The sequence below is a fragment of the Ensifer sp. EB106-03-01-XG145 genome (assembly GCF_058792075.1).
In genome coordinates this window covers 19,454-41,818 of record NZ_JBYTEC010000017.1, presented here as the reverse complement: position 1 = coordinate 41,818, position 22,365 = coordinate 19,454, and the positions used below count along the sequence as shown (strand labels likewise).

Below are 22,365 nucleotides of genomic sequence, written 5' to 3'. Positions count from 1 at the left end.
CCCAGCGGTCGCCTCGGTGCGCCTGGCCGAGGCTCTGGGGGTGAGCCAACCCACGGCCTGGCGGATGGGACACGCGCTGCGTCTCATGGCGGCGCGCGAGCACATGCTCGATGGCACGGTGGAGATCGACCATTTTCATCTCGGTGGGCGACCGAGAATAAATCCGGACGATCCACCGCCTGGACGAGGCCGAAAAGGTCTACCGAATACCCAGAAGACGCCTGTCATGGTGATCGTGCAGCGACCAGATGACGTCACACCCGGCACTCCGGCCGGTGACGCGCGTGCTGCGGTGGTGACTGGTCTTTCGTTACGTGCAGCGGCGCGCGCGGCCGAGGCGCAGATCGAATTCGAAATGGATGCTGTCATACGGAAACTCGACACCATTCTCATGCCGATCGATGACACCCGCATTGATAAGTGTTGTCACGTCGCGATGAACGGCCTGCACATCACGGTCCACGCGCCGGGCAACCTCGCGGATGGGAAGCGGGCCCTGTCCGGCCAGAGCCTTAACGATGGCGAGACGCAACGGCGCAAGAATACGGTGCAAGTCATCATAGCTCGAAAACTCGACGCACGGTCTTGCTTCGACGGCTTTGCCGGACAATGCAAGCTTGCCTGCCGCAACAAACCGGGCCTTGATGTCGTCGATCGTGCCCAAACGTACAGTCAATGTCGTCATCCCAGTATCCTTTCCATATCCGCCTGAAAGGCATCGAAGAGAGCTTCGAGGGTGGTAAATCCTATGGCTTCCTCGCGACCCCCGATGTGACGATGATCCCCTTTGCCGCGCTCGTTGTCATATCGGAGCACACATTCTCCATTCACGACGAGCGCAAGCCTGTATTTAAACGGATGGGCGCTGCCCGGTACCGGTTCCGGCAGATGCCACAACACAACCTCGAAAAAGGCGCTGTCGTTGATGACCTTTCGGGATTTCTCAATTAGCACGGCTTTCATGTTGTTATCTATAACAACACCCCATGCCGTTGTCAATGAGAACAACACCACGGGATGAATTTTTCAGTGGCCGGTCGCGGCGGAGACGACCGCAACCGGCTTGCGGCTGATCACTCAGCCGCTGCGGGGAACTCGTAGGCTTCGATTTCTTCCTCGGTGGGTTCGATCAACGCCGCGTCGAACTCATCAGCGTTCGGGGCTGGCGTGGTGGCCGCGCCGTGCAGCGGCTGCGGCAGCCAGCCGGTGCCCTTGACGGCGTTTTCGGCATGGGCTGCGGCTTCCGCCTTCTTCATGCGCGAGAAGCCTTTCGCGAACTCCTCGCCCTTGGCCTCTGCCACCGCCGCCTCGATGGCGTCGCGGGTGAGATGCTTGAAATAGCTCTCGGCCGTCGCTTCGAAATAGCTGGTCATGTCGAGATCGAGGGCCGTGGCAAGCAGAGGTCCATTGGGTTGATGTTGACTGTACTGAGACATTACAAGAACGTTATCGCGTTGGCCAAGTGGCACGGAGTTACAACTTAACGACGACAGATTCTTCGGGCCGACAGAGGACGAGAAAGCGCTTACGGTGTCATTTCGCCCGGTACCAGAACCAACCCCTTCAGGCAGCCGCCCTGGCAGTCTTTGCCGATCACCCAAGCTTCCCGACGGCGCGCAAAGCCAAGCGAGGCCTGGTGGACTCCAGCCTCGTTGGTGAAGGGACTATCACGCCCATCTCTTACCAGCAGATTATTGGAATAGCTTGCCAAGTCGGCCAACACCAAGAGCTCTGGAACGGCCTTTCTGCATGGGTCGATCGTAAGATCGCAAAGGCAGCATCGCGCTCACCGTCGACTTGATCCCCAACTTCCTTGGTCTCGAACTGGTATTACCTCTTCGTCGCTAAACCGCCCGATCCTACACCGCAAATCGCGCTTCACGGTGGCAACTCCTCGCATGTTAACCGGCAATCCAGACAGCAACGCTAATTTAGCATTGCAGACTCGACTCTTCGATAAGTTGTGACATGATCCCCTAGGGAATTGGGGGAATGCAATTGAAATCTGTTATTTTTTCGCGGCTTAGCCTAGCCGTGGTGCTGGCGTTTGCCTTATCGAGCTGCACAACGACGCAAGCAGAATTTCGCAAAGATCCGGCGCGCGTGACCAAGTCCGCGCTCTGTCGAACGTTCATAACAAATACTGATTTAGCCTTTACGCAGGAACTCACCGGCGAGTTGGCCAGGCGCCGCATTGACCCAATCGAGTGCGTCAACATGGTTCAGCAGGAGAACCAGGCTGCGGCCGCCGTCGTCGCCGTTGCATTGGTCGGAACTGCCATCGCCGTGTGCGCGAACAATGACTGCGGTGGTGGCTACTATCCTACCTACCCTGGGAATTGCCAATACGAGTGGCAACGAGATGCCCGAGGCAACCGTTGCGGTAGAAGGAGCGCCTCCTCCAAGCCTGGCGGATGGTGAACCACGTCGAGAACTCGGGAAAACTCGGCTTTTCCACTGCTGCCAGGCCAGAGCATAGCGGCCCGGGCTGAAGCGAGACTGCAGGAGGGGCGGAGACCACAACGAAGAGACCTCTCCTCGCGCAAATCTCGATTCTTGAAGCGAAACGAACAGGCGGCGATATGACATTGCTGACGTCGACGGTCCGGATAAGGTTCCCTCGTGGCGCCAGAGTTTGCGACTTTTCTGGTGGGGCCTGTAGCTCAATGGTTGGAGCCGTCGGCTCATAACAGATTGGTTGCAGGTTCGAGTCCCGCAGGGCCCACCACGTCTGCGATCCTTCGCCTCGAGCAGAATCAAATCGCTAGCCTTTTCAATGTGACGCCCGGTCCACGACCTTAACCGTCACGCGAGGCGATCACGGCGAACGACGAAACAGTCATCGATGTCGTCTAGCGCCACGACTCCGAGGAGCGCCATGTCCTGATGGATTTCCGATTTTAGGATGTCGATAGCTTTAAGGATAGCTGGACTGCCGGCGGCAACCGCTGCGTAGAGGAAAGGCCGCCCGACAAAAACGAAGCGTGCGCCCAGCGCGAGTGCCTTGATTATATCGGTGCCCCGCCGGAAGCCGCCGTCGACCATGACAGTGGTTTTGTTGCCGATCCGCGCAACGATCTCAGGAAGCGCGCTTAAGGGCGACATGGTGCCGTCGAGTTGACGCCCGCCGTGATTGGACACGATCAACCCATCCGCGCCCACGTCATGCACGCGCGAAGCGTCGTCTGGATGCAGAACACCTTTGACGACGAGTTTTCCCGGCCAACGCGCGCGAATGCGCTCGAGGTGGACCCAATTCAGGTGATCCCGCCGCCCGAAATCGCGCATGATGTTCGACGAAATGATCGGCGCACCACGGTCCGCATAGGAGTTCTCAAAATGCGGGACGCCCTGCGTCACCAGAGTGCGTAGAAAGGTACCGATCGTCCATCGCGGGTGGGAAATGCCCTGCCACGCCAAACGCAGGCTCGGGCGCAGGGGAGTAGAGAAGCCGGCGCGAATATTGTTCTCGCGATTTGCCAGAGTGGCCGTGTCGACCGTCAGGACCAGCGTCTGAAAACCGGCCCGTTGCACGCGGTCGACGAGTGCATCAATCCGGTCGGGTTCTCCTGGAAGATACGCCTGGAACCACGAGCCCGGGGCGGCGTTGGCGACGTCCTCGAGCCGCGTTAGCGATGATCCACTCATGATCATGGGAATTCGACGCTTTCTGGCTGCCTCAGCCAGCACAACGTCACCGCGGTAGGCCATCAGTGCACTGATGCCCATAGGCGCGATCCCAAACGGCGCATCATACGTTTCGCCGAGCAGCGTTGTTTGTGTGCTGCGCCGGGAAACGTCTCGCAGCACACGCGGCCGAAACGCATACGCGTCGAAATCGACTGCATTGTAGCGCAGCGACGCATTGGTTTCGCTCGCACCCGCGATGTACCCAAATAGTGGCCGCGGAAGGCGGCGCCTCGCCGTTCTTTCGAAATCATTCAAGCAGAGATACTTTTGAAGGGGATCGCCCATTGCTTGTCCACCAAGGTCGCTCGCCGCAGCTTCCAATGATCAGGCTGCCGGGGCAATGAGGCCGTACATCATTTCGCGAAAAAAACGGCCGCGCGGAGCGGCCGTCATGGAGCGTCGTTATCGACTGGTGGTCATGCTTCTTCGTCCTGAAACGCTACCTCGCGCGTCCGACGGAAGGAAGGCAGCACCATCAGCACGAACATGCCAACCGTTGCGATGAGCAGGACCAGACTGATCGGGCGCTCGTAGAAGACGCTCGGATCACCATGGGAGATGGTCATCGCGCGACGTATGTTCGTTTCGAGAAGCGGGCCTAGAACGAACCCGAGTAGCAGCGGCCCTGCCTCACATTTCGCCTTGCGGAACGCGTAGCCAAGAAGACCAAATCCGGCTGCCAGGACCACATCGAAGATGCGGTTATTGATGCTGTAGACGCCAACGCAGCAAAAAAGCAGGATGGCTGGATAAAGCAGGCGATAGGGCACCGTCAGCAGCTTCACCCATACACCGATCAGGGGCAGGTTGATCACGACCAACATAAGATTGCCGATCCACATGCTGGCAACGAGACCCCAGAAAATCTCCGGCTGGCTCGCGAGAACCGTCGGGCCAGGCGTGATGCCGTGGATGATGAACGCGCTCAACATCATCGCCATCATGTTGTTGGACGGGATGCCGAGCGTCAGCAGTGGGATGAACGAGGACTGGGCGCCGGCATTGTTGGCTGCCTCCGGTCCAGCGACGCCTTCGACGGCGCCTTCGCCGAACTCGGACGGGTTCTTGGAGATCTTCTTCTCGACCGAATAGGCGCAGAAGGACGCAAGGGTCGCCCCGCCGCCGGGCAGGACACCAAGGAATGTACCGACGCCCGTCCCGCGCAGGACTGCAGGCCAGGCGCGGCGGAAGTCCTCACGCGTCGGCCACAGCCGGCTTAGCTTACTGACGAGCACGCCGCGCGCCTCATGATTTTCGAGATTCTCGATAATCTCCGCAAAGCCAAAGAGACCGATAGCGATGACGACGAAGTCGATGCCATCGAACAACTCCACCGCGCTGAATGTCAGGCGCTCCTCCCCAGAACTGGCGTCGATGCCTACCATCCCCAGGAGGAGACCGAGCAGGATCATGCCAATGGCTTTCAGAACGGGTCCGCGAGCAAGCACGGTCGCCGCCAGCAGGCCGAACAGCATTAGCGAGACGTATTCGGTCGGCCCGAACGACAGAGCAAAAGAGGAGAGCGTCGGACCGGCAATGGCGATGCCAAAAGTCGCGACCGTACCGGCAAAGAAGGAACCGAGAGCCGCGACGGCGAGCGCCGATCCCGCTCGTCCCTTCTGGGCCATCTTGTAGCCGTCTATCGCCGTCACCACCGAGGAGGCTTCTCCTGGCAGGTTGACCAGGATGGCAGTCGTCGAGCCGCCGTACTGAGCACCGTAATAGATGCCGGCCAACATGATGAGGCCGGCGAGCGGCGGCAGATAGAACGTGATCGGCAGCAGGACAGCGATCGTGGCAGTGGGGCCGATACCGGGCAGCACGCCGATCAGGGTGCCGAGCAGTGCGCCCAACAGGCAAAAGCCGAGGTTCGTGGGCGTCAGCGCCTCGCTGAATCCCAGCATAAGGAGGTCGATAAAGTTCATAAGTCCCTCCTCAGAATGGCCAGATGGGCATCTGAACGCCCAGGCCGACAATGAAGACCAATGCGCCAAAAGCCGTCAGTCCGGCCGTAAGCAGGATCACTTCGCGCAGTTTCGAATCACGATCGGCGATGCTGCCGACGAGCAGCAACCAAACCGACGCTGCGACAAAACCGAAGAATTCGGCAATGAACGCGAAGCCCACTACCGAAGCGAGAATGACGGCCACCGGCCAAAGCTTCGGCGTGGCGATCTCCTGACGATCACGAAAGGCACCCACTCCCCCGACTGTCACGCCGACGATGATGAGGAGCCAACAGACGATCCTGGGAAGATAGCCCGGCCCCATCGCAGACGCCGTCCCCAAGGTCAGGTCGCGCCCGGCCCAAAGGCCGAGCGCGCCAAAACCCACGAAAAGCGCGGCGGTTAGGAGGTCCGGACGATCGCCCGCCCCGCCAGCTTTGCGCGGCGCCGACATTACTGCTGTTCCTTTGCGAGCTTCCAGATGGCGCCCAGCCGCTCTGCCCGAACCGGCAATTCCTTGCTCCAGTCTTCAGAAGAGAGGTAAGAAAGGGCAAGCGACTGTTGCTTGGCTTTCGCCTGGAATTCCGGGTTATCGAGGGCTTTTCGGATTGCGTCAGAGAACTTGACCCGGATATCTTCCGGTACGTCGCAGCCCATCGCAATGCCGCGTTCCGAGCTCACCAGAACTTCAAAGCCCTGCTCCTTTGCCGTCGGTAGATCGGGGGCGATCACAGCGCGCTCTTCTGCGAACTGACCCAGATTCTTGAAGGCTGAATGATCGCTGCCAACGAACTCGCCGACATTGATGCCAATCGTCATGACGTGGCCGCCAAGGAGCGCCGTGCGCGCCTCGTTCGCACCGTTGAACGTCACCGCGGTCAAGTCGATGCCGGCCGACTTTTCGAGTTGCAGCATGGCGAGATGTTCGTCCGTGCCGAGACCAGTCGTACCAACGGTCACTGCGCCAGGATTGGCCTTCGCATAGGCCACGAGGTCCTTGAGAGAATTGAACTCGGAGTTCGCCTGGACAATGAACGAACCCGGATCCTCAACGATGCGAGCAACAGGGCAAATTTTCTTGGGGTCGAAACGGACCTTTCGGTCCATCTGCATGGTCAGGTAACCGGGCGTGTTCAGCGAGGAAGCTGTGTAGCCGTCCGGACGCGCTTCCGTCATCGCCGTGTAGGCGATTTCGCCCGAAGCGCCCGGACGGTTCAGAACCGTGATTTTCGCACCGAGCTCCTTCTCGACATAGGGCGCCAGAGTTCTGTTCATAACGTCCGTGCCGCCGCCCGGAGCGAAAGCGACAATGAACTCGATCGGCCGATCCGTCGGCCATTCGGCATGTGCGGCGCCCGCGCCCAAGAGCAGGGTCGTCGCAAGCGCGGTGTTTCGGATCAAATGCTTCATGCTATCCTCCCATTGATGACTGCTATCGAGCGCCTCAGCGCTTCGAGGTTTCATTCGGCCCGACACACAAGTGGTGTGACGGACCAAGATCGTTGTTCCGGTCGGTGACCCCTCCTCCTCCGTGAAGGCGCCGGCGCAATTCAGTCGCTCGCAATCAGAGCTCAGGCGGCAGTTCGCAGCCAGCTTTCGAGAGCGCTTCGTTGAACCAGGTCGGCCTATGGGTCCCGGCCTTGATGTTCTCCATCTGCTTATTTTCGGCGGCGTGCTTGGCAGCAGTTCGCTCGTAGACCTCAGCCACGTCATCGATCGGGATCACGACCACCCCGTCCGCATCGCCAAGGACCAGATCGCCCGGCATGACCACCATGCCGCCGATGGCGATCGGGCAATTGATTTCGCCAGGTCCGTTCTTGTAGGGACCCCGATGTGTCACACCGACGGCAAACGACGGAACGTTCATCTCAAGAAACGCGTCAGCGTCGCGAATGGCTCCGTTGAGCACGAAACCGGCCACGCCACGACCGCGCGCATGGGCAAGCATCATCTCTCCCATCAAGGCATTCGTGACATCGCCCCCCGCATCGATAACGATGACGTCGCCTTCGGCGGCCATGTCGATTGCCTTGTGCAGCATGAGGTTGTCACCGGGAGGCGCCTTGACGGTGATAGCGCGGCCGGCAAGTTTACCAGACCGATGCATCGGCCGAAGCTGCGCGCCAGCCGCATGCATGCGGTGCATGCTGTCGCTCACATTGGCAACCGGCAGTTCCCGGAACCTCTCGACCCACGCTTGCTCAACGGCCCGAGGCCGGCTGCGAACTCTGAATCCTATGGTCAACGTATTCTCCTGAATCTGGCATTGAGGATGTTGAATGTGAGAGTTGTCAGGCTGACGCCGCCAGGACCCGGAAGTTCACGATCCTCTCGCGGCCAAGAGCACGCCCTTCGACGATTGCGAGCACTCCCTCGATCGCGTCGATGCCGACACGGGCATTCGCCTCCTTTGTGACACCGCCGATGTGCGGCGTCACAACAACCCTCGGCTCCTGCCAGAACGGATGGTCGGGCGAAGGCGGCTCGGTCTGGAAGGTATCCAGTCCGGCGCCCGCGATGTGACCGCTGGCAATTGCCCGCAGCAGTGCTTCCTCATCGATGAGGCCGCCGCGCGCGGTGTTGATCACGTATGCGCCAAGCTTCATCCGAGCGAGGCCCTCGTCGTCGAGGAGGTTTCGCGTCTCTGCCGTGAGTGGGCAGTGCAGGCTGACGATATCCGAGCCTGCGAGGATCTCCTCAACCGTGCTCGCCCGGGTGACCCCGGCCTCTGCGAAGGTGGCATCGTCCGTGAACGGATCGTATGCACTGATACGGATGCCGAATGTCTTCGCAAGCATCGCCGTATGGCGGGCAATTGCTCCGAAGCCGACGAGCCCCATGGTCATGCCCGAAAGTTCTTTGCCGGAGAAGCCTGGCTTCTCCCACCTGCCCGCTCGTAGCCCACTATCCAGCGGCAAAATCCGCTTAACTGTGGTGAGCAGCAGGGCGATGGCGTGTTCCGCGACGGACAGAGCGTTCGCACCCGTCGCGACGACGACCGGAATCTCGCGACGCGAGGCCGCGTCGAGATCGATGTTGTCCACGCCGACCCCATGTTTGGAAATCACGCGAAGCGAGAGGGCTGCATCAATTGCTGAAGCGCCAAAGCGGCCCATGCGAACAATGACGCCAACCGGATCGGCGCTCGCCACGAAGCCAACGAGATCTTCTTCGCTCGTGTACGGCGGTACATAGACCAGGCTATAACCGCTTTCCTCGGCGAGCTTCACTGCCCGCTCATTGATCGCTGGGCCGGTTACAAGAATGTTTTGGCTTCGCATGCGTACCTCGATTGGCGATGGCGAGGACGCAGAGCAGCAAGGCGCTTTCTGCTGGATCCTCCCTCGTGCCCGAACTCCCGTGGGCACCTCCTACACATGACGGTAACATAAGAAATTCTTGAAAAAAGCGAATAATTCTGACAAAGATAAATAGCAAATCTTAATCAATTAGGTGGTCGTTTGGATATTCGTCAGCTGAAAACCTTCATCGCGATTGCAGAACACGGCACGTTCGCGAAGGCGGCCGACGCGGTTGGTCTCACGCCATCTGCTGTGAGCCAGCAAATCCAGGCACTGGAATCGGAAGTGCGGGCCGAGCTGTTCGATCGTTCGACGCGGCCGATCACGCTGAACAGCCAGGGACTTCAAATGCTGGAGGCCGCACAAGGTCTTGTGCGTTCTGCCGATGATATCGTTGACGCTATTTCCGGGAAATCGGTCGGCGGCACGTTTACCATCGGCTCGGTGCGCTCAAGCGCCCTTTCTCTCCTGCCGAAGGCGATCATCGCCCTCAAGAACGACTTCCCCGGCTTGAAGATCAAGCTCCACGTTGCCAACACCGATGAGCTGCTGAACGACGTCGTTACCGGACGCCTCGATTCAGCGATGGTGGCCGAATATTCCGGCGTCCCATCGACATTGCGGTGGAGCCCGTTCATCCAGGAGCCACTCTTCGCAATCGCTCCAAAAGGGACGCGTCCCAGGCCTGCAGCTGAGATGCTTACGGAACTTCCCTATGTGAAGTTCATCAGCCGGTTTCGCCTTGCAAACATTATTGAGACCGAAGTCGCGAGAAGCGGGATCGTCACGAACGTTATTGCCGAGATTGACACGATCACAGCGGTCGTCGCCTGCGTGGTCAATGGACTCGGAGTTTCAATCGCGCCCTGGAGTGCCTTAAGAGAAGCTGGCGGCGAGGTAGTTGCCGTGCCCTTTGGCGATCCGCCAATCTATCGCCAGATCGGCCTTATAGAGCGGCGGGCCAGTCCTCGAGCAGCCGTTATCGACCGGCTTCACCAACATTTGGTCAGTTTCAGCGGAGAGTTCGGGGTTGCGCGTTGACGCCATGTCCATGGCTCTAAAGGCGCGGCCGCTGTCGCCATGAGAGAATTCCAACAGCGGGCTAGGGAAATAAGCACCTCGGAAAGCCGCTCCAAGTCAAACAGCCATGGCGTCCACACACCCATGCGGCAACACGCGGAAAGAAGGATGGCCGCGCAAAGGGCAAAATTCAAAGAAGAATGCCGACGGGCCAGAGTGTGTCGGCACAGAAGACGGACTTGGGCTGTGGAAATCGTCGGAATTTAGGCCCTGCTGGCGGAGACGCCACATGACAAACGGACGCCGTCGGACGAGAATTTCCACGTCATCAAGAGGGGAAAAACAATGACAACAACCAACGAGATTGCAGATAAGATCGCGACCGAGCATGGCTTGACCAAGGTCCAGAGCAAGGCGGTTGTCGAGGCGGTCTTTGCCGCCGTGACCGCCGCCGCCACATCCGGCGCCGAAACATCGATCCCGGGCTTTGGCAAATTCAAGGTCAAGGACACGCCTGAGCGCGACGCGCGCAATCCGGCAACCGGTGCGACCATCAAGGTCGCGGCTGCGAAGAAGTTGACCTTCGCTCCGGCCAAGGCGCTTAAGGACGCACTGAACGGCTGACGGGGCCGGAAGGTTCGGGGCGTTGACGGCGGAGACGCGAAGGCTATTGAGGTCGTTATGGCCTTGATCGGTCAAAATGCTTCACCCGAACCTTCGCCGATTGCAAGTTCTGTGACAGAACCGGCCCGTCAGCGAGCCGGCTCTTTCCGCTCCTAGCAGGCAGCCAGACTGACATCAGTTTTCGTCGCAGATCTTTGTCGTTCCGCAATCGGTTCGAAGCCACCCAACGTTTCAAGATAGGTCCGCTTCGCGCGGCTCGATTGTAATGCGGCTCGGCTCGATATCGACTGTCGATAGACCAAGCATAGCAAGAGCATCGACAAGGTTGCGACGTTTGCCGCTCAATCGCTCGAATTCATCGTAGCTTTTCAGGACAAAACGAGGCCTACCGTGGTCAGTAATTATAACCGGCCCGGCTTCCGCCGCCTTTTTGGCGCGACTGATATCCCTGGTGAGTTCCCGGCTGGAAAGGGTCGTGATTTTTACGGTCGTCTCCATGTAGCTAGATATCCAACTAGTGCATCGCAGCAGGATACCAGAAGCCTCTATTCACTCGAAGGCCGAATTCGCCCATTGCCTCACCGCCTGCGTCTTGCTGGTCGCGGTTGATAGCAAGTCGCGTAGTCGCATCCCACTATTGGAACGGCACGGTAACCTCTTCGCCGATTTCCGAGGCTCCTGTCTGGAGACAGTCCCTGAGGCGGTTTCTTTCGTCGGCTGTAAGCATTCCTGCCCCGGCACGGATGCCTTCTTGCCAACCTGCGCCGCGTTCCCATGCTTCGTTATAAACCAGGGCAAGGTCGGACGTCCGTCGTGTCTGCTGGAGCGCTTCGAACAGGAGCGCGGCCTGCCGCACATCCTTGTCTCGCTTGACCGCGCTCTGGCCATCGGTGTGGCGACGCGACGCGACAATAAGCTTATGGACGGCATAGCGCTCTGGGGCTGGGACTGTCACAGGAACACCCGACTTGTGGAGCAGGATCGTCCGAATGGGGTCCCTGATCAAAAAGTCGAGAAAGCGCAGTGGATCTGCGCCCGCGCCGCCCAAGGCAGGCATCTTTGCGGGTTGATCGATGTAGTCGTCGCTGCCTCTGTTCGAAGTCAGGAACTCGACCCGATATCCGGAGCTGCTGACAAATGCAGACGAAGCTGTGGCTCCCGATCGGTGCGGGACGGGCCGGAAGGTCGGATCGACCGATTGCAGCAGATCGACGATTGGAGGTAGGCTGTCTTCGACCTCATGACTAATGGCGTAGTCTTGGGCAATGTCCGCGTCCCCTGTCAGGACTGCGGCCATTGGCAGACGCACGCCAAGGAGACCCGCGTAGCATTGGAATGCCACCGTGCCGATCAGCACGCCACGCAATCGGAACAGGCCCCCGTTCGCCAACGCCTCAACGACGTCGCCTGACATCTTATCGGGCGCGATCATCCCTCCTTCACGAGTGAGGGTGCTAACCAGGCGGCGCCGAGCGCGGAGATCATCCCTCTGAGCTTGAAAGTCTGCGACGCGCTCCGAAATCTCGGGATCATCTGCGGGGCCGACGTAACGCCGGGTCCTCCCGCCATGCCCATCAGGGATGTCGAAATACCAGTATCGACGCGCCTTTACCGTGACGGGCGTGAAGCGGCCTTCAGGTGGAAAGTCGGCTGTCCATGCCGCGTCGAGCGATCGCTGGCCGAGCTCAGCAAGCATCGTCTGATACATCAGGTCAATGGTTTTCATGTGGTTATACCCTTTTTGATAAAAGGTATAATAGATTTCGAGTTAGAAAACCAGACGCACAAAAATGAGAGTAAGCGCCGTATGCGCAGGTTGGCGACGCATCTCACGGGCGACGCGCGAGCTGCTTCACCAACTCCGTTCACGGCGGAGCAAGTCTTTCGAACTGGACCGTAGAGCGGGCCGCCCCGAAAGTGAGGCGACCCGTCCGGAGAGATGTCTGGCCTTAATTACCTGGTTCAAAACGTTGCTTTCATGAGGACGGTATGTCGTGGCGGTTCTCGCCACCCCACCAATGTTCGCCTCGCCGAGCAACGGCCCAACAATTATGCGTATTAGGATACACTAGCGCCCTTCCGGTATTCCGTGCTCTTCTGTGGCGTCTCGAAGACAAGGAGTCAGGTTGGCATCTCGCCTATGCTGGTTCTGGTAAGACGTTACCGTCTATGCGGAGGTCGTGGCGACCAATGCGGGAATGACCCGCCGTTCTCTGTAGATCCCGCCCTTTGTCAACAAGGCCCAGACAATGCGTGCGGTCTTGTTGGCCAGCGCGACGGCCGCGACTTTGAAAGGACGCCGGTTCTTGAGCCTGCTCAGCCACGGTTGTGTCTTATCGTCGGCTTTGAGATGCATGAGAACCGACATAGCGCCAGTAACAAGCAAGGTTCTCAACTGGCCGTTCCCCATCTTTGAAATACCGACCAAGGTCTGGCTTGCCCCGCTTGAATGACTCTTCGGGGTCAGGCCAATCCACGCGGCAAAGTGGCGTGCGGATTTGAAACTATCGGGATCGTGGACTAGTGATTTGATGGCAAGCGCGGTTATCGCTCCAATCCCCGGAACCGTCATTCCGTCGTCCCGCGCTCGAACGAGGATCTCGTGATCCAGTTTAGCGATACGCGATATCACGCACACCCCAGGATGGGTTTCGCTCCTTTAGAGCCGCGTCGAAAGCAGCGTTCGAGGGGGCGGTGTGTGCGCCGTCGCGCATGAATGGACCGTATAGAACAAGAAGCCCACCCGCGCGAAGCAAACGGCCAGCTCCTGCGAACGATCCTAAGCTTGAGGCCCATGGCGCGATATGGATCATATTGATCGACACGATGGCGTCAAAATGCCCCGTTTGTTCGACGCCCCATTGTTCTGAACACACGTCAATATCCCGCGGTCCCAGCACATTCTTCAGCCCTGCGAATTTAATCCAACTGGACGTGCTGGCGCGGGCGTCGTCATCCGGATCGCTCGGCTGCCAGGTGAGGCCGGGCATTGCTCCCGCAAAACACACGGCGTGCTCGCCGGTCCCGCAACCAATCTCCAGCACGGCCCCATGTGTTGGAAGGACACGTTTTAGGACCGCGAGGATCGGCGCCGAATTTCGCGCTACGGAAGGCGAGAACATGCGGTGGTCGGCAATTACCTCGCGCTGTTCCACTGCAACAGGCAAACGGTCCTCTTTTTCTTTGTGCATGGGTCTTGAATCCCCTGGGCGATGTCTCCCAGCTTATAGCTGAAGTGATGGGACTAAAACCAAGGATTTCGGACTTCCGAAGGGCGCCGGACGTCGAGTGACTGGATCTGGCGCTTCAATCGAACTGTTGTTCGCGTTCGAGTTGACGCGTTCGTCAACGAGAAGGCTTACCGCAGCTAGAGCCCTAGAGTAACGACCTTTGCCGACTGGAACTGATAACCGGCTCGCCCGCCGGCGGCCGCGCTCGTTCGGACAGATGAGACGATCGGGATTTAGCGAACGCTGCCAGTGCTAGTGGTGAAAGTCACGTTTGGTACCGCGAACGGTATTGCCTATGAGCGGTCGCGCCACCAACTCCTTTTCGGTGGCCACAATACGCCGCTTCCAGACTCGACCTCGATAGCTGCGACGATCCATGTCGACCCAATGTTTGAAGATCCGGCTCTGTTCAGTGCCGACACAGCCCGTGCTATTGTGATGGCAGCGCAGGAGGTGAAGCAAGGCCTACTCATATTGCTGCAAGGATTACCCTGGAATGGAAGCCTGCCCGGCGGCGTTCACGGCCGAGACTGAGGCGGAGCTATGGAAACACATTGAGCTCCACGGGGCGACCGCTCATCAAGAAGAACCCGACAAATGGTCCTCAGAGGACCGGCAACAGATCGAAAGCTTGATTCACCGGATATAGTCCTGGCACAAGCTTTGGCAGAATCACGTCGCTGTAAATGAGGTGACGCACTGGGTTCTGCGATCTCATGCGCACCGGGAGGCAGCACGCAGAGCGGAGCGTCCAGAATTCGAGAGACCAAAGCAGCAGAAAAATCGTGCCAGCCGCCACCAGCGTAGCGATCAAGCCGGGAGCATAAGTTGCCGAACTTCCGAGCAGAGGCTTCGCGACGGCGCCGAGCGTGGGCGATAGCACCAGCAGCGCAGCGGTCAGAAGTCCGGCGACGATGGCCTTTAACCGCAGAAACCGCATCATTGCCACGAAGAAAAACGAGTAGATGACCACCGCGATCCAACGTCGGCGATTAGCGACCACCGGTTGGCCAGCGTATGGAAAAGGAAGGAGCCGATGCCGACCGAAGCGGTCAACAGTGCCAGGACAAGTAGCTGCTTGTCCTCAAGGCCAGACCGGCGCTGGCGGACGAATATGCGGCCGCGGCTATGAGCCTATGCCGGGCGACAAAGGCTCGATGCGCCGTTTGAAACGGCCCGTTTGCATACCAGGCCATGAGCCGCCTGATCAACAGGCGTTTTCCGCAAGCCTGTCGCCACCACACTTGCGATTGTTTCCGCAACCCTCATGGTCCATTGTCATCACACTCGGGTTTCAGGGGCCGCTGTCTGGCGCGGTGGCACGCCGTCTTTGTTGGCCTCGGGTCCGGCATCGCTCAGGGCAGCTTGCCGCTCTATCTGTTCGGCTCAGCGAGCTACGCGGCGATCACGGACGAGAAGGCATCGGTGAGGCTAAAGGTCGGTGCAGCCGTTCTGCCAAGGCCGGGCTGGCCCGTCGGGCACGATGCTACGTACTGTGCCGTAGGCATCACCGAACCAGGCAGAGACATTGCTTACACCAGTGAGAGGTTACCCCAAATGCGCCACTGGAAACGGCGGTCGCCGTGTTTCCGCCCGCCGTCATGATAACAATAGGAGACGATCATCGCCGGGACGGGTGCCTGATAATGGAGTTTCATTTACAGGCGGCCAGTCCTACAATCCTTCTGGGTAGGTCAAGCCGATGGACCGCAAGCTTTCCGCAATCCTTGCTGCTGATGTCGTGGGCTACTCCGCTCTGATGGAGCGCGACGAGGCTGGCACATTCGAGCGGCTTCGCGCCGGACAAAAAGGGCTATTCGAGCCGGAGATTGCGCGCCATCGCGGCCAGATCTTCAAGCTTATGGGCGACGGGATGCTTGCCGAATTTGGCAGCGTGGTAGACGCGGTGGAATGCGCCGTCTCTCTCCAGCGCGGGCTCGCCGAACGGAATTCCGCCGTTCCTGAAGAGCAGAGGATTCTGGTCAGGATCGGAATCAATCTCGGCGAGGTGATCGTCGAAGGTGATGACCGGTATGGCGAGGGCGTCAACGTCGCGGCAAGGCTTCAGCAATTAGCGAGCCCGGGCGGAATTTGTGTCTCCAAAAAAGTCGCGAAGGAGGTTGAGAAAAAAGTGGCCCTCGGTTTTGAGCCGATGGGCGAGCAGAAGGTCAAGAACATCGCCGAACCAGTGCAGGCCTTCCGCGTCCTTCCTGAGGAGCAGGCCCGCCGCCAGCGCGCGCGGTCACCTCCTTTGCGCGGGGTTTGGGCAGTAACTGTGGCACCCCTTGTCCTGGTTATGGCCGTGATAGCCTGGCATTTCTGGCCAACTGCGGCAGTCAGCGGCAAGCCGTCTGTTGCGGTGCTCCCGTTCAACAACTACGGCGGCGACCAGGCGACCGGACGCCTCGCCGATGGCCTAACTGAGGATATAATCACCGATCTAGCGGGATTCCCTGAATTCCACGTGATCGCGCGCAACTCGACGGAACAATACCGGGACAGGCTCGCTACCCCGAAAGAGGTGGGTGACGCACTTGGCGCAGCGTTTGTGGTCGAGGGCTCCATCCAGCGTCAATCCGAGCGAGTAAGGGTCACGGCGCAACTCGCCGATGCCAACACGGGCAAGCACCTCTGGTCGCAGCGTTGGGACCGACCAGACAAGGACTTGTTCGCCATTCAAATCGAAATCTCCGAGCAGATTTCAAACCGCCTTGGCGGCGGATCAGGTTTGGTTCAGGAGGCAGGCCGCATTACCGCCCACCGAAAGCGACCTGAAAATCTGAATGCCTATGAACTTTATCTGCTTGGCACGGAGAAACTCGAACAAGTCAATCGAGCCGATGTCGAGGAGGCTGTCAGGCTGCTTACCCGCGCCGTGGAGCAGGACCCCGGCCTCGCCCGCGCCTGGGTCGAACTTAGCCATTCCCACGGCATCCTGGCAGGGTTCGGGCTTGAGCCTGACAAGAACCGCGCTCTGTCAGCCGACGCTGCCAAACGCGCCGTCCAGCAGGACCCACGCGACGCCGAGGCGCATGCCGTTTACGCCATAACTATGGGTGACAGAGGGGAATTCGAACGCGCCAAGGCAGAGTTCGATATAGCGTTGCGCCTCGGTCCCGGTCAGTTCGAAGTTCTGACTTTCTATGTCGATTGGGCCTCTACCTACGGCGAGCCTGAGCGGACCGCACAAATGGTCGACAAAGCGGTCAGTCTTAATCCAAGTTTCCCGATGTGGAGTGCCAGAATTTTCACGCACGCCTACTTCATGGCGAACCGCTATGAGGACGCTTTGCGCATGCTGGATCGTCTGACGCCGGAAAACTATGGAAAGAAACATTGGGTGATACGGTCCGGCGCTCTGTCGGCCCTTGACCGCACGGAGGAGGCGAAAGCCTCTGTAGCGGATGCAATTCGGAGGTTTCCCGATCTGACCGTCGAAGGTATCGTCAATCAGGTGGGATTCAATGAAGTGGAGCGACAGCGGTTGGTCGAAGCTATGCAACTCGCCGGGTTTCCCGTTTGCGCAAAGGCGGAAGATCTCGCGAAGATCAAGAAGCCGGCTCGACTGCCCGAGTGTGCTTCGCAGTAAGCTACGGCCAGTTCGCTAGTGCACCTCAGATTGCTCCTTTATGTTGCAGAGCGTGAAACTTGTGATCACTGGCCATCATGGCGGTGGCCTCATTTCCAGTGATACCTTCGGAGCCGGCCCCCTCCCGTTAGGCTGCTTCAGGATGGAGCGGGCCCACAGCTCATCCGTCACCTCCCCGCTCACGTCGAGCAGTGATCGCGCCGAATCCTTGGAACAAAAACCGCACGCTCGCGGTTGCCCCCGAAAGCGGAGGCCTGCATGCCAAAGTCCCCGATGCCGAATACACCAGATCCCGAGTTTTCCCCGGATGTGCCACCAGATCTGCCGGAGCCCCCTATCGAGGAGCCAGAACCCGACGTCGGCCCCGACGAGGTACCTCCTATCACTCCGATGCCAGGCGCAATTATTCCGCCGAAGATGGCCGCTTGAGCTTGCCGCCGCATCCCGAAGTGCCCACTTGGAACAGTTCTCCCCAATATACGTTTGTGGGAAAACCTGCCCGTCGGAGGACGCGATGGCCGCCAGCATCTGGGATGCAAATGTTGAGTTGAAGATAGATGAGCGTTTTCACGTTATTCGGAATGCCCGAGAGGCGGTTGCATTCCTGATCAAATCATGGCCCGAACCGAAGAGCGAGAGTTACGCAACCGCTCGCAAGATCTGCCTTGATGCAGCCAATGGAGTAGCCTCGAGCGCGGAAGCCAGGGCGGTGTTCGAAGCCGCAGCGAAGGAAGCCGGCCTGTTGCAAAGGTGATGATCTCAATCACCCCGCCTGCGCTCGACCCTTAAGTCTTTCGTACGCGGCCTTTGGCAGTCAGGGTTTCCGAGCGCGGGTTCGTCGTGGTTTTCGAACCCGCGGCAATGATATCTCACCCGCGTTCAATTCCGTTCAATACATTATGCGATCCCAGCCCCCCTCACAGCTGGAGAATATCAGAACACCCTAATGCGTCCTTTTCTGAAACGGATCGGGGAATAAATGTCGAAGATTGCACCGCTTGGCGCTTGGCCCGTCATCTTCCTGCTGGCCCTCCTGCTTGGAGGCTGGTCCACAGCCACCGCACAGGAAACCGGACGCAAACTGGCACTCGTCATCGGCAACTCGAAATATCTTTCCGCCGGGGCCCTCCCCAATGGCGTGCGCGACGCCGCCGCCTCCATGCCTTCCTGACAAAGAATGGTTTCCAGTCAACACTGATCCTCGATGGCGACCGACGGATGCTGGCGGAGGCGCTGTCGACGTTCTCGCGCGATATCCAACCTCAGGATGCCGCCCTCTTCTATTTCGCCGGACACGGCATGCAGATGCAGGGAAACAACTACCTGCTGGGCACTGAGGCGAAGCTGGCCAGCGAGTTCGACGTGCCGGGCGAGACGCTGGCGCTGGCCGACATCATCGGTTCGATCGAACGACGCGCCAAGATCGGCCTCATTTTCATCGACGCCTGCCGCAACAATCCGCTCGCTGACCGGCTGAATGCCGAGATCGGGGGCAAATCTCGCGCTCTCGCGACCCGCGGCCTTGCCCCCATACACGCCAGCGGCGCCGGCACCATGGTCGCCTTCGCCGCCGGGCCTGGTCAGCTCGCCTCTGACGGGGCCGATGACAACTCCCCCTTCACCAAAGCACTGATCGACCATCTGGCACAGCCTGGCCTGGAGCGGCGTTCAAACGGGTCATTCGCCAGGTACGCCTTGAGACGCAGGACACGCAATCGCCACAAATTCTCTCCTCGCTCGCGCTGGAGTTCTACTTTGGCAATGAAAGAGCGACGTCATCGAGTGACGTCGACTTCCTCGCGGAGATCGATTTCGCAAAGGCCGAGCGGGTTGCGACGCCCCGTGCCTGGAAGCAGTTCCTCACCAAGCATCCGGATGGCGAACATGCCCAAAAAGCCCGACAGGCCCTTCTCGATCTCGAGGGCAACATATCTGCAAGCCGGCTCTCCCCCTCAGAAGCCGAGAATAGGCTTAAACTCAGCGCAGCACAGCGCAAAGAAATTCAAGTCGCGCTCGCGCAGCTCGGCTACGACATCGGCAGCGCCGATGGCTCGTTCGGCAAGCAGACACGCCGCGAGATCGCACGCTATCAGAAGGCGCTGGGCCTGCCGGAAACCGGCTTCCTAACCGAAGTCACAATTGCCGGGCTGAACATTCCCCTTGTCGCGAGCCAGCCTCCCCGACCGCGAGATCCTTTACGGTGTTTATGATAGTCGTCTCTATGTCATCGTATACAACCGAGATCGGATCGGTTGGCAGGAGGCTGACGCCGTCGCCAAGCAATGTGGTTCGCGCTTCGCAACCATTACATCGCACGGCGAGAATATGTTCATCGCGTCGCTCGCCCACACCGACGTCCGGCTTTTAAACATCCAGAACAGATGGGACCTTGGATCGGGCTCTATCAGCTTCCCGGCGGACGGGAGCCACGTGGAGGCTGGCGGTGGGTGAGCGATGAAAAGTTCGACTTCTCCGCCTGGTACGAGGGAAAACCAAACGAACACCAGCCAGGTGACGATTTCGCGATGTACTAATGCTTTCACCACCGGTTCGGTCGACATGCAGAACGTCCAGACGACGACATATAATCAGGACGCTCCGCGCAACTACCGGTTTCTTTGAGGCCCCATAGGACGCGACAAACACTGTTTCGTCGATCAACGCGTTCGCTTTGGTCACGGGTTCACCTGCGAGCGCCGTATCGGACGCGCGCGACAAGATCGACGGAGTCGATGACAAGGATCAGGCTATCCAAGTCGATGGCAAAGCCAACATCGTGCCTTCGACACCGACTGCGATCGCCTTTACCCGCACCCCGCAGGAGGTTCTGCGCATCGTTTATCTGACCGACAAGGACGGTGAGCAAAAGGGCGGCTTCTACCCGAGCGGCATGAATGGCAAAATCAAAAGTACCTGGGCTTTAGCATTGCCCGCTCGGCAGACCACCATTTCACCTTGGCCGCATCAAGCGATCGAGGTGGTCGAAGAAGCGGGTTCGCTGCAGTAGTGGCCTGCGATGCCGACGAATGCATGGCTTCATAGGTCTTAGGTCCGATCAGCTCGCGCAAAGGTCGCCTATCGCTACCAGCCTGGAACAAAGCTTGGCTGGACGGGTTGGACTTCTACCAAGGAGTTCTGGCGATGATCCTCATCCCACCCGAATTTGACAGCCTAGGCGGCGAGGGTTCTGATGCTTCGGGGCTCATCGCCTCCATCAAGTATGCGCTTGCGGCCGAAGCACCATTCGACATCCAAAACATTTCCTTCAGCATGCTCGGCAACATCGTTCTCATCGACGGGCTGGTCGACGCGCCCGACGCCGACGAATTTATCCGACGCGTGGCGCAGGACATCGCCGGCGAGGGTCGGATTCTAGTCCGGGTGAGTTGCCCGAAGGGCGATCCGGGCGGCGAGACCCATTAGTCGGCGCTTCCTTAGGGTGATCGCGCACTGCCCTTGCTCGTCTTACCGCCGCACTGGGAAAACGATCTGACATCAAAAGGCCCCAAATTCGAAATGGGGAAGAATCCAGGGCCTCTCCTCTGAGCGTTCGATTCACAGACGCATAAGTTATGGCTGAATTTCCTTGATACCGCCTCCAGCGCAACACGCGTGCCTCTTATCGGAAAAAGGCCCCATAACGGGGCCTTGAGGTGACCGTCACCCGATGGGCAACCGGTCGAGAAGTTTCGAGCAAAACAGACCTCGGCGGGCTCCATCTTCGCGGGGACACTGGGTCGGCAGGTGGGGCCACGAGGTGCCCCGATCGCGGGTCAGTGATCGAGCGCGTATAAAACCTAGGGCGATGAATACGTTCCTCCATGGGACATCAGTCCCGTAAGGTTCCCGCAAAGGCCTGGGGTTCATTGCCGGGCAAATACGACGCTTTAGTTTTCTCCCGCAAGGCACTTTGGCCTCTGCCCTGGGTGGCATAGCACCCTAGGCCTTCCCTCACTGTTACGGGCGTTGTTGCCACACTGGAACGTTATACAATTGGAGTATTACAAGAGCAGAAGGTTACAACCGACCTTCCGATCGTGGTAATAAGTGTGTCGATACTGGCAATTCCGCGTACCTCCTGGTCGGAGGGGCTTGGACGAGCGAAACCGCCATACGGCGCGCGCGGACTGCCCTTCCATACCGCAGGATCGAAACCCCGGCGTTCAGTTGGTCCGAAAAACTATCCCTTTCGTAAGGGTGTCAGGCGCCGGGCGGCTCACGCCGACGTTTCCCAAGGATTGGTTACGGAGGCATCTGTATCTTCGAAATCCTTGACGTTGCGTGTGACAAGGATGAGATCGTGAACGATGGCAGTCGCGGCGATCAACCCGTCGATATCGCCACGGGGCCGGATTGCCGCGATGCGGCCCCATTCGACCGCGATTTGGTCAGTTATCGGCAAAATGCGGTCGCCATGGTCGTGGCGCAGTTTTCGCAGCCATTCGGTGAGGTGCGCGGCAGTCTTCGGATCCGACTTCTGTTTGAGGGCAATGCCGCGCATGATTTCGCCGAGGGTGAGCGCACTTAGGTGGACGCTGAGCGGATCGACAGAGCGCAGCCAGGACACCGCCTGCGGCGTGCCGCGTCGCGCCTCTGAGACGATGTTGGTGTCAACCAGATACATCAGAAGGCCACATCGCGGCTTGGCGTCTTGACGCGTACATTCACCGCATTAGCGAGCTGATCGTCCCAAGCGGGACCGCCAAGCAGATCATCGACCAGCGTTGGCCGGCCGGCGCGCAGAGCGTCGTAGTCATGAGCGGACAGTACGACGGCCGTGCGCTCACCGCGCAGCGTGACAATCTGCGGCCCTTCATGGCGCGCCTTCTGCACCACCTTCGAGAATTGGTTCTTGGCGTCCTGCAGTTGCCATTCCATAGTTTCGCTCCAAACTCGCTAGACTGTCTAGCTATATAGCCCTATTTATCTGCCATTGAAAGTGCCAATGTACCACGCGGCCG

25 protein-coding genes and 3 pseudogenes are annotated in these 22,365 nt (G+C 59.2%); 12 read left to right on the top strand and 16 right to left on the bottom strand.

The features are described from left to right. Positions 1 to 7 precede the first annotated feature (7 nt). A pseudogene (locus AC3WWH_RS27660) lies at positions 8 to 349 on the top strand (IS1595 family transposase); the annotation flags it as partial. On the opposite strand, the gene AC3WWH_RS27655 reads toward AC3WWH_RS27660, so the two are convergent. The 3 genes from AC3WWH_RS27655 to AC3WWH_RS27645 form a co-directional block, all read right to left on the bottom strand. After that, a complete protein-coding gene (locus AC3WWH_RS27655) occupies positions 311 to 685 on the bottom strand; it encodes an HVO_A0114 family putative DNA-binding protein (RefSeq protein WP_113398367.1) in 375 nt (124 codons plus the stop codon). The pseudogene AC3WWH_RS27660 and the gene AC3WWH_RS27655 overlap by 39 nt on opposite strands. Then, positions 682 to 963, bottom strand: a complete 282-nt coding sequence (locus tag AC3WWH_RS27650) for a toxin-antitoxin system TumE family protein (RefSeq protein ID WP_113398383.1) — start codon at positions 961 to 963, stop codon at positions 682 to 684. Before AC3WWH_RS27650 ends, AC3WWH_RS27655 begins: the two co-directional genes overlap by 4 nt. Positions 964 to 1,073: 110 nt before the next feature. Further along, complete coding sequence (locus AC3WWH_RS27645) at positions 1,074 to 1,373, bottom strand: hypothetical protein (protein ID WP_162752481.1); 300 nt, start codon at positions 1,371 to 1,373, stop codon at positions 1,074 to 1,076. Between the two features lie 619 nt (positions 1,374 to 1,992). On the opposite strand from AC3WWH_RS27645, the gene AC3WWH_RS27640 reads away from it, so the two are divergent. Further along, positions 1,993 to 2,421: a hypothetical protein gene (locus AC3WWH_RS27640; RefSeq protein WP_113398369.1), complete on the top strand. Its 429-nt coding sequence runs from the start codon at positions 1,993 to 1,995 to the stop codon at positions 2,419 to 2,421. A 384-nt stretch (positions 2,422 to 2,805) separates the two neighbouring features. Here AC3WWH_RS27640 and AC3WWH_RS27635 read toward each other — a convergent pair whose 3' ends face one another. The 6 genes from AC3WWH_RS27635 to AC3WWH_RS27610 form a co-directional block, all read right to left on the bottom strand. Further along, a complete protein-coding gene (locus AC3WWH_RS27635; RefSeq protein WP_113398370.1) occupies positions 2,806 to 3,975 on the bottom strand; it encodes an alpha-hydroxy acid oxidase in 1,170 nt (389 codons plus the stop codon). A 131-nt stretch (positions 3,976 to 4,106) separates the two neighbouring features. Continuing rightward, on the bottom strand, positions 4,107 to 5,615 hold the full coding sequence (locus tag AC3WWH_RS27630) for a tripartite tricarboxylate transporter permease (RefSeq protein WP_058322630.1): 1,509 nt from the start codon (positions 5,613 to 5,615) through the stop codon (positions 4,107 to 4,109). A 10-nt stretch (positions 5,616 to 5,625) separates the two neighbouring features. Further along, complete coding sequence (locus tag AC3WWH_RS27625) at positions 5,626 to 6,090, bottom strand: tripartite tricarboxylate transporter TctB family protein (RefSeq protein WP_058322631.1); 465 nt, start codon at positions 6,088 to 6,090, stop codon at positions 5,626 to 5,628. Continuing rightward, the gene (locus tag AC3WWH_RS27620) at positions 6,090 to 7,046 is read right to left on the bottom strand and encodes a tripartite tricarboxylate transporter substrate binding protein (protein WP_058322632.1); all 957 of its coding nucleotides are present in this window, start codon (positions 7,044 to 7,046) and stop codon (positions 6,090 to 6,092) included. Before AC3WWH_RS27620 ends, AC3WWH_RS27625 begins: the two co-directional genes overlap by 1 nt. Before the next feature lie 154 nt (positions 7,047 to 7,200). After that, a complete protein-coding gene (locus tag AC3WWH_RS27615) occupies positions 7,201 to 7,884 on the bottom strand; it encodes an RraA family protein (protein WP_058322633.1) in 684 nt (227 codons plus the stop codon). 46 nt (positions 7,885 to 7,930) lie between these two features. Further along, complete coding sequence (locus AC3WWH_RS27610) at positions 7,931 to 8,920, bottom strand: hydroxyacid dehydrogenase (RefSeq protein WP_113398371.1); 990 nt, start codon at positions 8,918 to 8,920, stop codon at positions 7,931 to 7,933. Between the two features lie 180 nt (positions 8,921 to 9,100). On the opposite strand from AC3WWH_RS27610, the gene AC3WWH_RS27605 reads away from it, so the two are divergent. Continuing rightward, the gene (locus AC3WWH_RS27605; RefSeq protein ID WP_058322635.1) at positions 9,101 to 9,982 is read left to right on the top strand and encodes a LysR family transcriptional regulator; all 882 of its coding nucleotides are present in this window, start codon (positions 9,101 to 9,103) and stop codon (positions 9,980 to 9,982) included. 249 nt (positions 9,983 to 10,231) lie between these two features. Then, positions 10,232 to 10,585 (top strand): HU family DNA-binding protein, encoded by a 354-nt coding sequence (locus tag AC3WWH_RS27600; protein WP_492377344.1) that lies wholly within the window; start codon positions 10,232 to 10,234, stop codon positions 10,583 to 10,585. Between the two features lie 231 nt (positions 10,586 to 10,816). On the opposite strand, the gene AC3WWH_RS27595 is transcribed toward AC3WWH_RS27600, so the two are convergent. The 4 genes from AC3WWH_RS27595 to AC3WWH_RS27580 form a co-directional block, all read right to left on the bottom strand. Then, positions 10,817 to 11,083, bottom strand: coding sequence for a type II toxin-antitoxin system Phd/YefM family antitoxin (locus AC3WWH_RS27595; RefSeq protein ID WP_058322637.1), 267 nt, complete (start codon positions 11,081 to 11,083; stop codon positions 10,817 to 10,819). A 136-nt stretch (positions 11,084 to 11,219) separates the two neighbouring features. Further along, complete coding sequence (locus AC3WWH_RS27590; protein ID WP_058322638.1) at positions 11,220 to 12,311, bottom strand: nucleotidyltransferase family protein; 1,092 nt, start codon at positions 12,309 to 12,311, stop codon at positions 11,220 to 11,222. A 441-nt stretch (positions 12,312 to 12,752) separates the two neighbouring features. Further along, positions 12,753 to 13,157: a transposase gene (locus AC3WWH_RS27585; RefSeq protein WP_113398372.1), complete on the bottom strand. Its 405-nt coding sequence runs from the start codon at positions 13,155 to 13,157 to the stop codon at positions 12,753 to 12,755. Between the two features lie 40 nt (positions 13,158 to 13,197). Continuing rightward, positions 13,198 to 13,776, bottom strand: a complete 579-nt coding sequence (locus tag AC3WWH_RS27580; protein ID WP_113398373.1) for a DUF938 domain-containing protein — start codon at positions 13,774 to 13,776, stop codon at positions 13,198 to 13,200. 535 nt (positions 13,777 to 14,311) lie between these two features. Here AC3WWH_RS27580 and AC3WWH_RS27575 point away from each other — a divergent pair. Continuing rightward, positions 14,312 to 14,464, top strand: a complete 153-nt coding sequence (locus AC3WWH_RS27575; RefSeq protein ID WP_113398374.1) for a DUF1059 domain-containing protein — start codon at positions 14,312 to 14,314, stop codon at positions 14,462 to 14,464. Here AC3WWH_RS27575 and AC3WWH_RS27570 read toward each other — a convergent pair. Continuing rightward, the gene (locus AC3WWH_RS27570; protein WP_162752479.1) at positions 14,420 to 14,788 is read right to left on the bottom strand and encodes a hypothetical protein; all 369 of its coding nucleotides are present in this window, start codon (positions 14,786 to 14,788) and stop codon (positions 14,420 to 14,422) included. The two genes, AC3WWH_RS27575 and AC3WWH_RS27570, sit on opposite strands and share 45 nt — an antisense overlap. A gap of 729 nt (positions 14,789 to 15,517) precedes the next feature. On the opposite strand from AC3WWH_RS27570, the gene AC3WWH_RS27565 reads away from it, so the two are divergent. From AC3WWH_RS27565 to AC3WWH_RS27535, 7 genes and pseudogenes are all read left to right on the top strand, one after another. Beyond that, complete coding sequence (locus tag AC3WWH_RS27565; protein ID WP_058322641.1) at positions 15,518 to 17,404, top strand: adenylate/guanylate cyclase domain-containing protein; 1,887 nt, start codon at positions 15,518 to 15,520, stop codon at positions 17,402 to 17,404. Positions 17,405 to 17,918: 514 nt separating this feature from the next. Continuing rightward, the gene (locus tag AC3WWH_RS27560; protein ID WP_058322642.1) at positions 17,919 to 18,158 is read left to right on the top strand and encodes a DUF982 domain-containing protein; all 240 of its coding nucleotides are present in this window, start codon (positions 17,919 to 17,921) and stop codon (positions 18,156 to 18,158) included. Positions 18,159 to 18,383: 225 nt separating this feature from the next. Beyond that, entirely contained in the window at positions 18,384 to 18,575 is a 192-nt protein-coding gene (locus tag AC3WWH_RS27555; RefSeq protein WP_162752480.1) for a hypothetical protein, read from the top strand. Beyond that, positions 18,512 to 19,006: pseudogene (locus AC3WWH_RS27550) on the top strand (caspase family protein); the annotation flags it as partial. The gene AC3WWH_RS27555 and the pseudogene AC3WWH_RS27550, both read left to right, overlap by 64 nt. Positions 19,007 to 19,083: 77 nt before the next feature. Next, positions 19,084 to 19,614 carry a peptidoglycan-binding domain-containing protein gene (locus AC3WWH_RS27545; RefSeq protein ID WP_162752483.1) on the top strand — a complete coding sequence of 177 codons (531 nt, stop codon included), beginning with the start codon at positions 19,084 to 19,086 and terminating at the stop codon, positions 19,612 to 19,614. Between the two features lie 479 nt (positions 19,615 to 20,093). Beyond that, positions 20,094 to 20,318 (top strand): annotated as a pseudogene (locus AC3WWH_RS27540) (ferritin-like domain-containing protein); the annotation flags it as partial. Positions 20,319 to 20,545: 227 nt separating this feature from the next. Further along, positions 20,546 to 20,827: a hypothetical protein gene (locus AC3WWH_RS27535; RefSeq protein WP_063891487.1), complete on the top strand. Its 282-nt coding sequence runs from the start codon at positions 20,546 to 20,548 to the stop codon at positions 20,825 to 20,827. Between the two features lie 793 nt (positions 20,828 to 21,620). Here AC3WWH_RS27535 and AC3WWH_RS27530 read toward each other — a convergent pair. Together AC3WWH_RS27530 and AC3WWH_RS27525 are read right to left on the bottom strand one after the other, a co-directional pair. Then, positions 21,621 to 22,028 carry a type II toxin-antitoxin system VapC family toxin gene (locus tag AC3WWH_RS27530; RefSeq protein ID WP_058322647.1) on the bottom strand — a complete coding sequence of 136 codons (408 nt, stop codon included), beginning with the start codon at positions 22,026 to 22,028 and terminating at the stop codon, positions 21,621 to 21,623. Then, complete coding sequence (locus AC3WWH_RS27525; protein WP_058322648.1) at positions 22,028 to 22,282, bottom strand: type II toxin-antitoxin system Phd/YefM family antitoxin; 255 nt, start codon at positions 22,280 to 22,282, stop codon at positions 22,028 to 22,030. Before AC3WWH_RS27525 ends, AC3WWH_RS27530 begins: the two co-directional genes overlap by 1 nt. Positions 22,283 to 22,365 lie beyond the last annotated feature (83 nt).

Excerpts from the sequence above, each read along its gene's own strand:
- AC3WWH_RS27585 (WP_113398372.1), bottom strand. The coding sequence starts at position 13,157 with ATGACGGTTCCGGGGATTGGAGCGATAACCGCGCTTGCCATCAAATCA.
- AC3WWH_RS27595 (WP_058322637.1), bottom strand. The coding sequence starts at position 11,083 with ATGGAGACGACCGTAAAAATCACGACCCTTTCCAGCCGGGAACTCACC.
- AC3WWH_RS27580 (WP_113398373.1), bottom strand. The coding sequence starts at position 13,776 with ATGCACAAAGAAAAAGAGGACCGTTTGCCTGTTGCAGTGGAACAGCGC.
- AC3WWH_RS27535 (WP_063891487.1), top strand. The coding sequence starts at position 20,546 with ATGATCCTCATCCCACCCGAATTTGACAGCCTAGGCGGCGAGGGTTCT.
- AC3WWH_RS27620 (WP_058322632.1), bottom strand. The coding sequence starts at position 7,046 with ATGAAGCATTTGATCCGAAACACCGCGCTTGCGACGACCCTGCTCTTG.
- AC3WWH_RS27635 (WP_113398370.1), bottom strand. The coding sequence starts at position 3,975 with ATGGGCGATCCCCTTCAAAAGTATCTCTGCTTGAATGATTTCGAAAGA.
- AC3WWH_RS27640 (WP_113398369.1), top strand. The coding sequence starts at position 1,993 with ATGCAATTGAAATCTGTTATTTTTTCGCGGCTTAGCCTAGCCGTGGTG.
- AC3WWH_RS27630 (WP_058322630.1), bottom strand. The coding sequence starts at position 5,615 with ATGAACTTTATCGACCTCCTTATGCTGGGATTCAGCGAGGCGCTGACG.
- AC3WWH_RS27645 (WP_162752481.1), bottom strand. The coding sequence starts at position 1,373 with ATGACCAGCTATTTCGAAGCGACGGCCGAGAGCTATTTCAAGCATCTC.
- AC3WWH_RS27575 (WP_113398374.1), top strand. The coding sequence starts at position 14,312 with ATGGAAGCCTGCCCGGCGGCGTTCACGGCCGAGACTGAGGCGGAGCTA.
- AC3WWH_RS27610 (WP_113398371.1), bottom strand. The coding sequence starts at position 8,920 with ATGCGAAGCCAAAACATTCTTGTAACCGGCCCAGCGATCAATGAGCGG.
- AC3WWH_RS27625 (WP_058322631.1), bottom strand. The coding sequence starts at position 6,090 with ATGTCGGCGCCGCGCAAAGCTGGCGGGGCGGGCGATCGTCCGGACCTC.
- AC3WWH_RS27655 (WP_113398367.1), bottom strand. The coding sequence starts at position 685 with ATGACGACATTGACTGTACGTTTGGGCACGATCGACGACATCAAGGCC.
- AC3WWH_RS27590 (WP_058322638.1), bottom strand. The coding sequence starts at position 12,311 with ATGAAAACCATTGACCTGATGTATCAGACGATGCTTGCTGAGCTCGGC.
- AC3WWH_RS27555 (WP_162752480.1), top strand. The coding sequence starts at position 18,384 with ATGTCGAAGATTGCACCGCTTGGCGCTTGGCCCGTCATCTTCCTGCTG.
- AC3WWH_RS27525 (WP_058322648.1), bottom strand. The coding sequence starts at position 22,282 with ATGGAATGGCAACTGCAGGACGCCAAGAACCAATTCTCGAAGGTGGTG.
- AC3WWH_RS27560 (WP_058322642.1), top strand. The coding sequence starts at position 17,919 with ATGGCCGCCAGCATCTGGGATGCAAATGTTGAGTTGAAGATAGATGAG.
- AC3WWH_RS27565 (WP_058322641.1), top strand. The coding sequence starts at position 15,518 with ATGGACCGCAAGCTTTCCGCAATCCTTGCTGCTGATGTCGTGGGCTAC.
- AC3WWH_RS27650 (WP_113398383.1), bottom strand. The coding sequence starts at position 963 with ATGAAAGCCGTGCTAATTGAGAAATCCCGAAAGGTCATCAACGACAGC.
- AC3WWH_RS27530 (WP_058322647.1), bottom strand. The coding sequence starts at position 22,028 with ATGTATCTGGTTGACACCAACATCGTCTCAGAGGCGCGACGCGGCACG.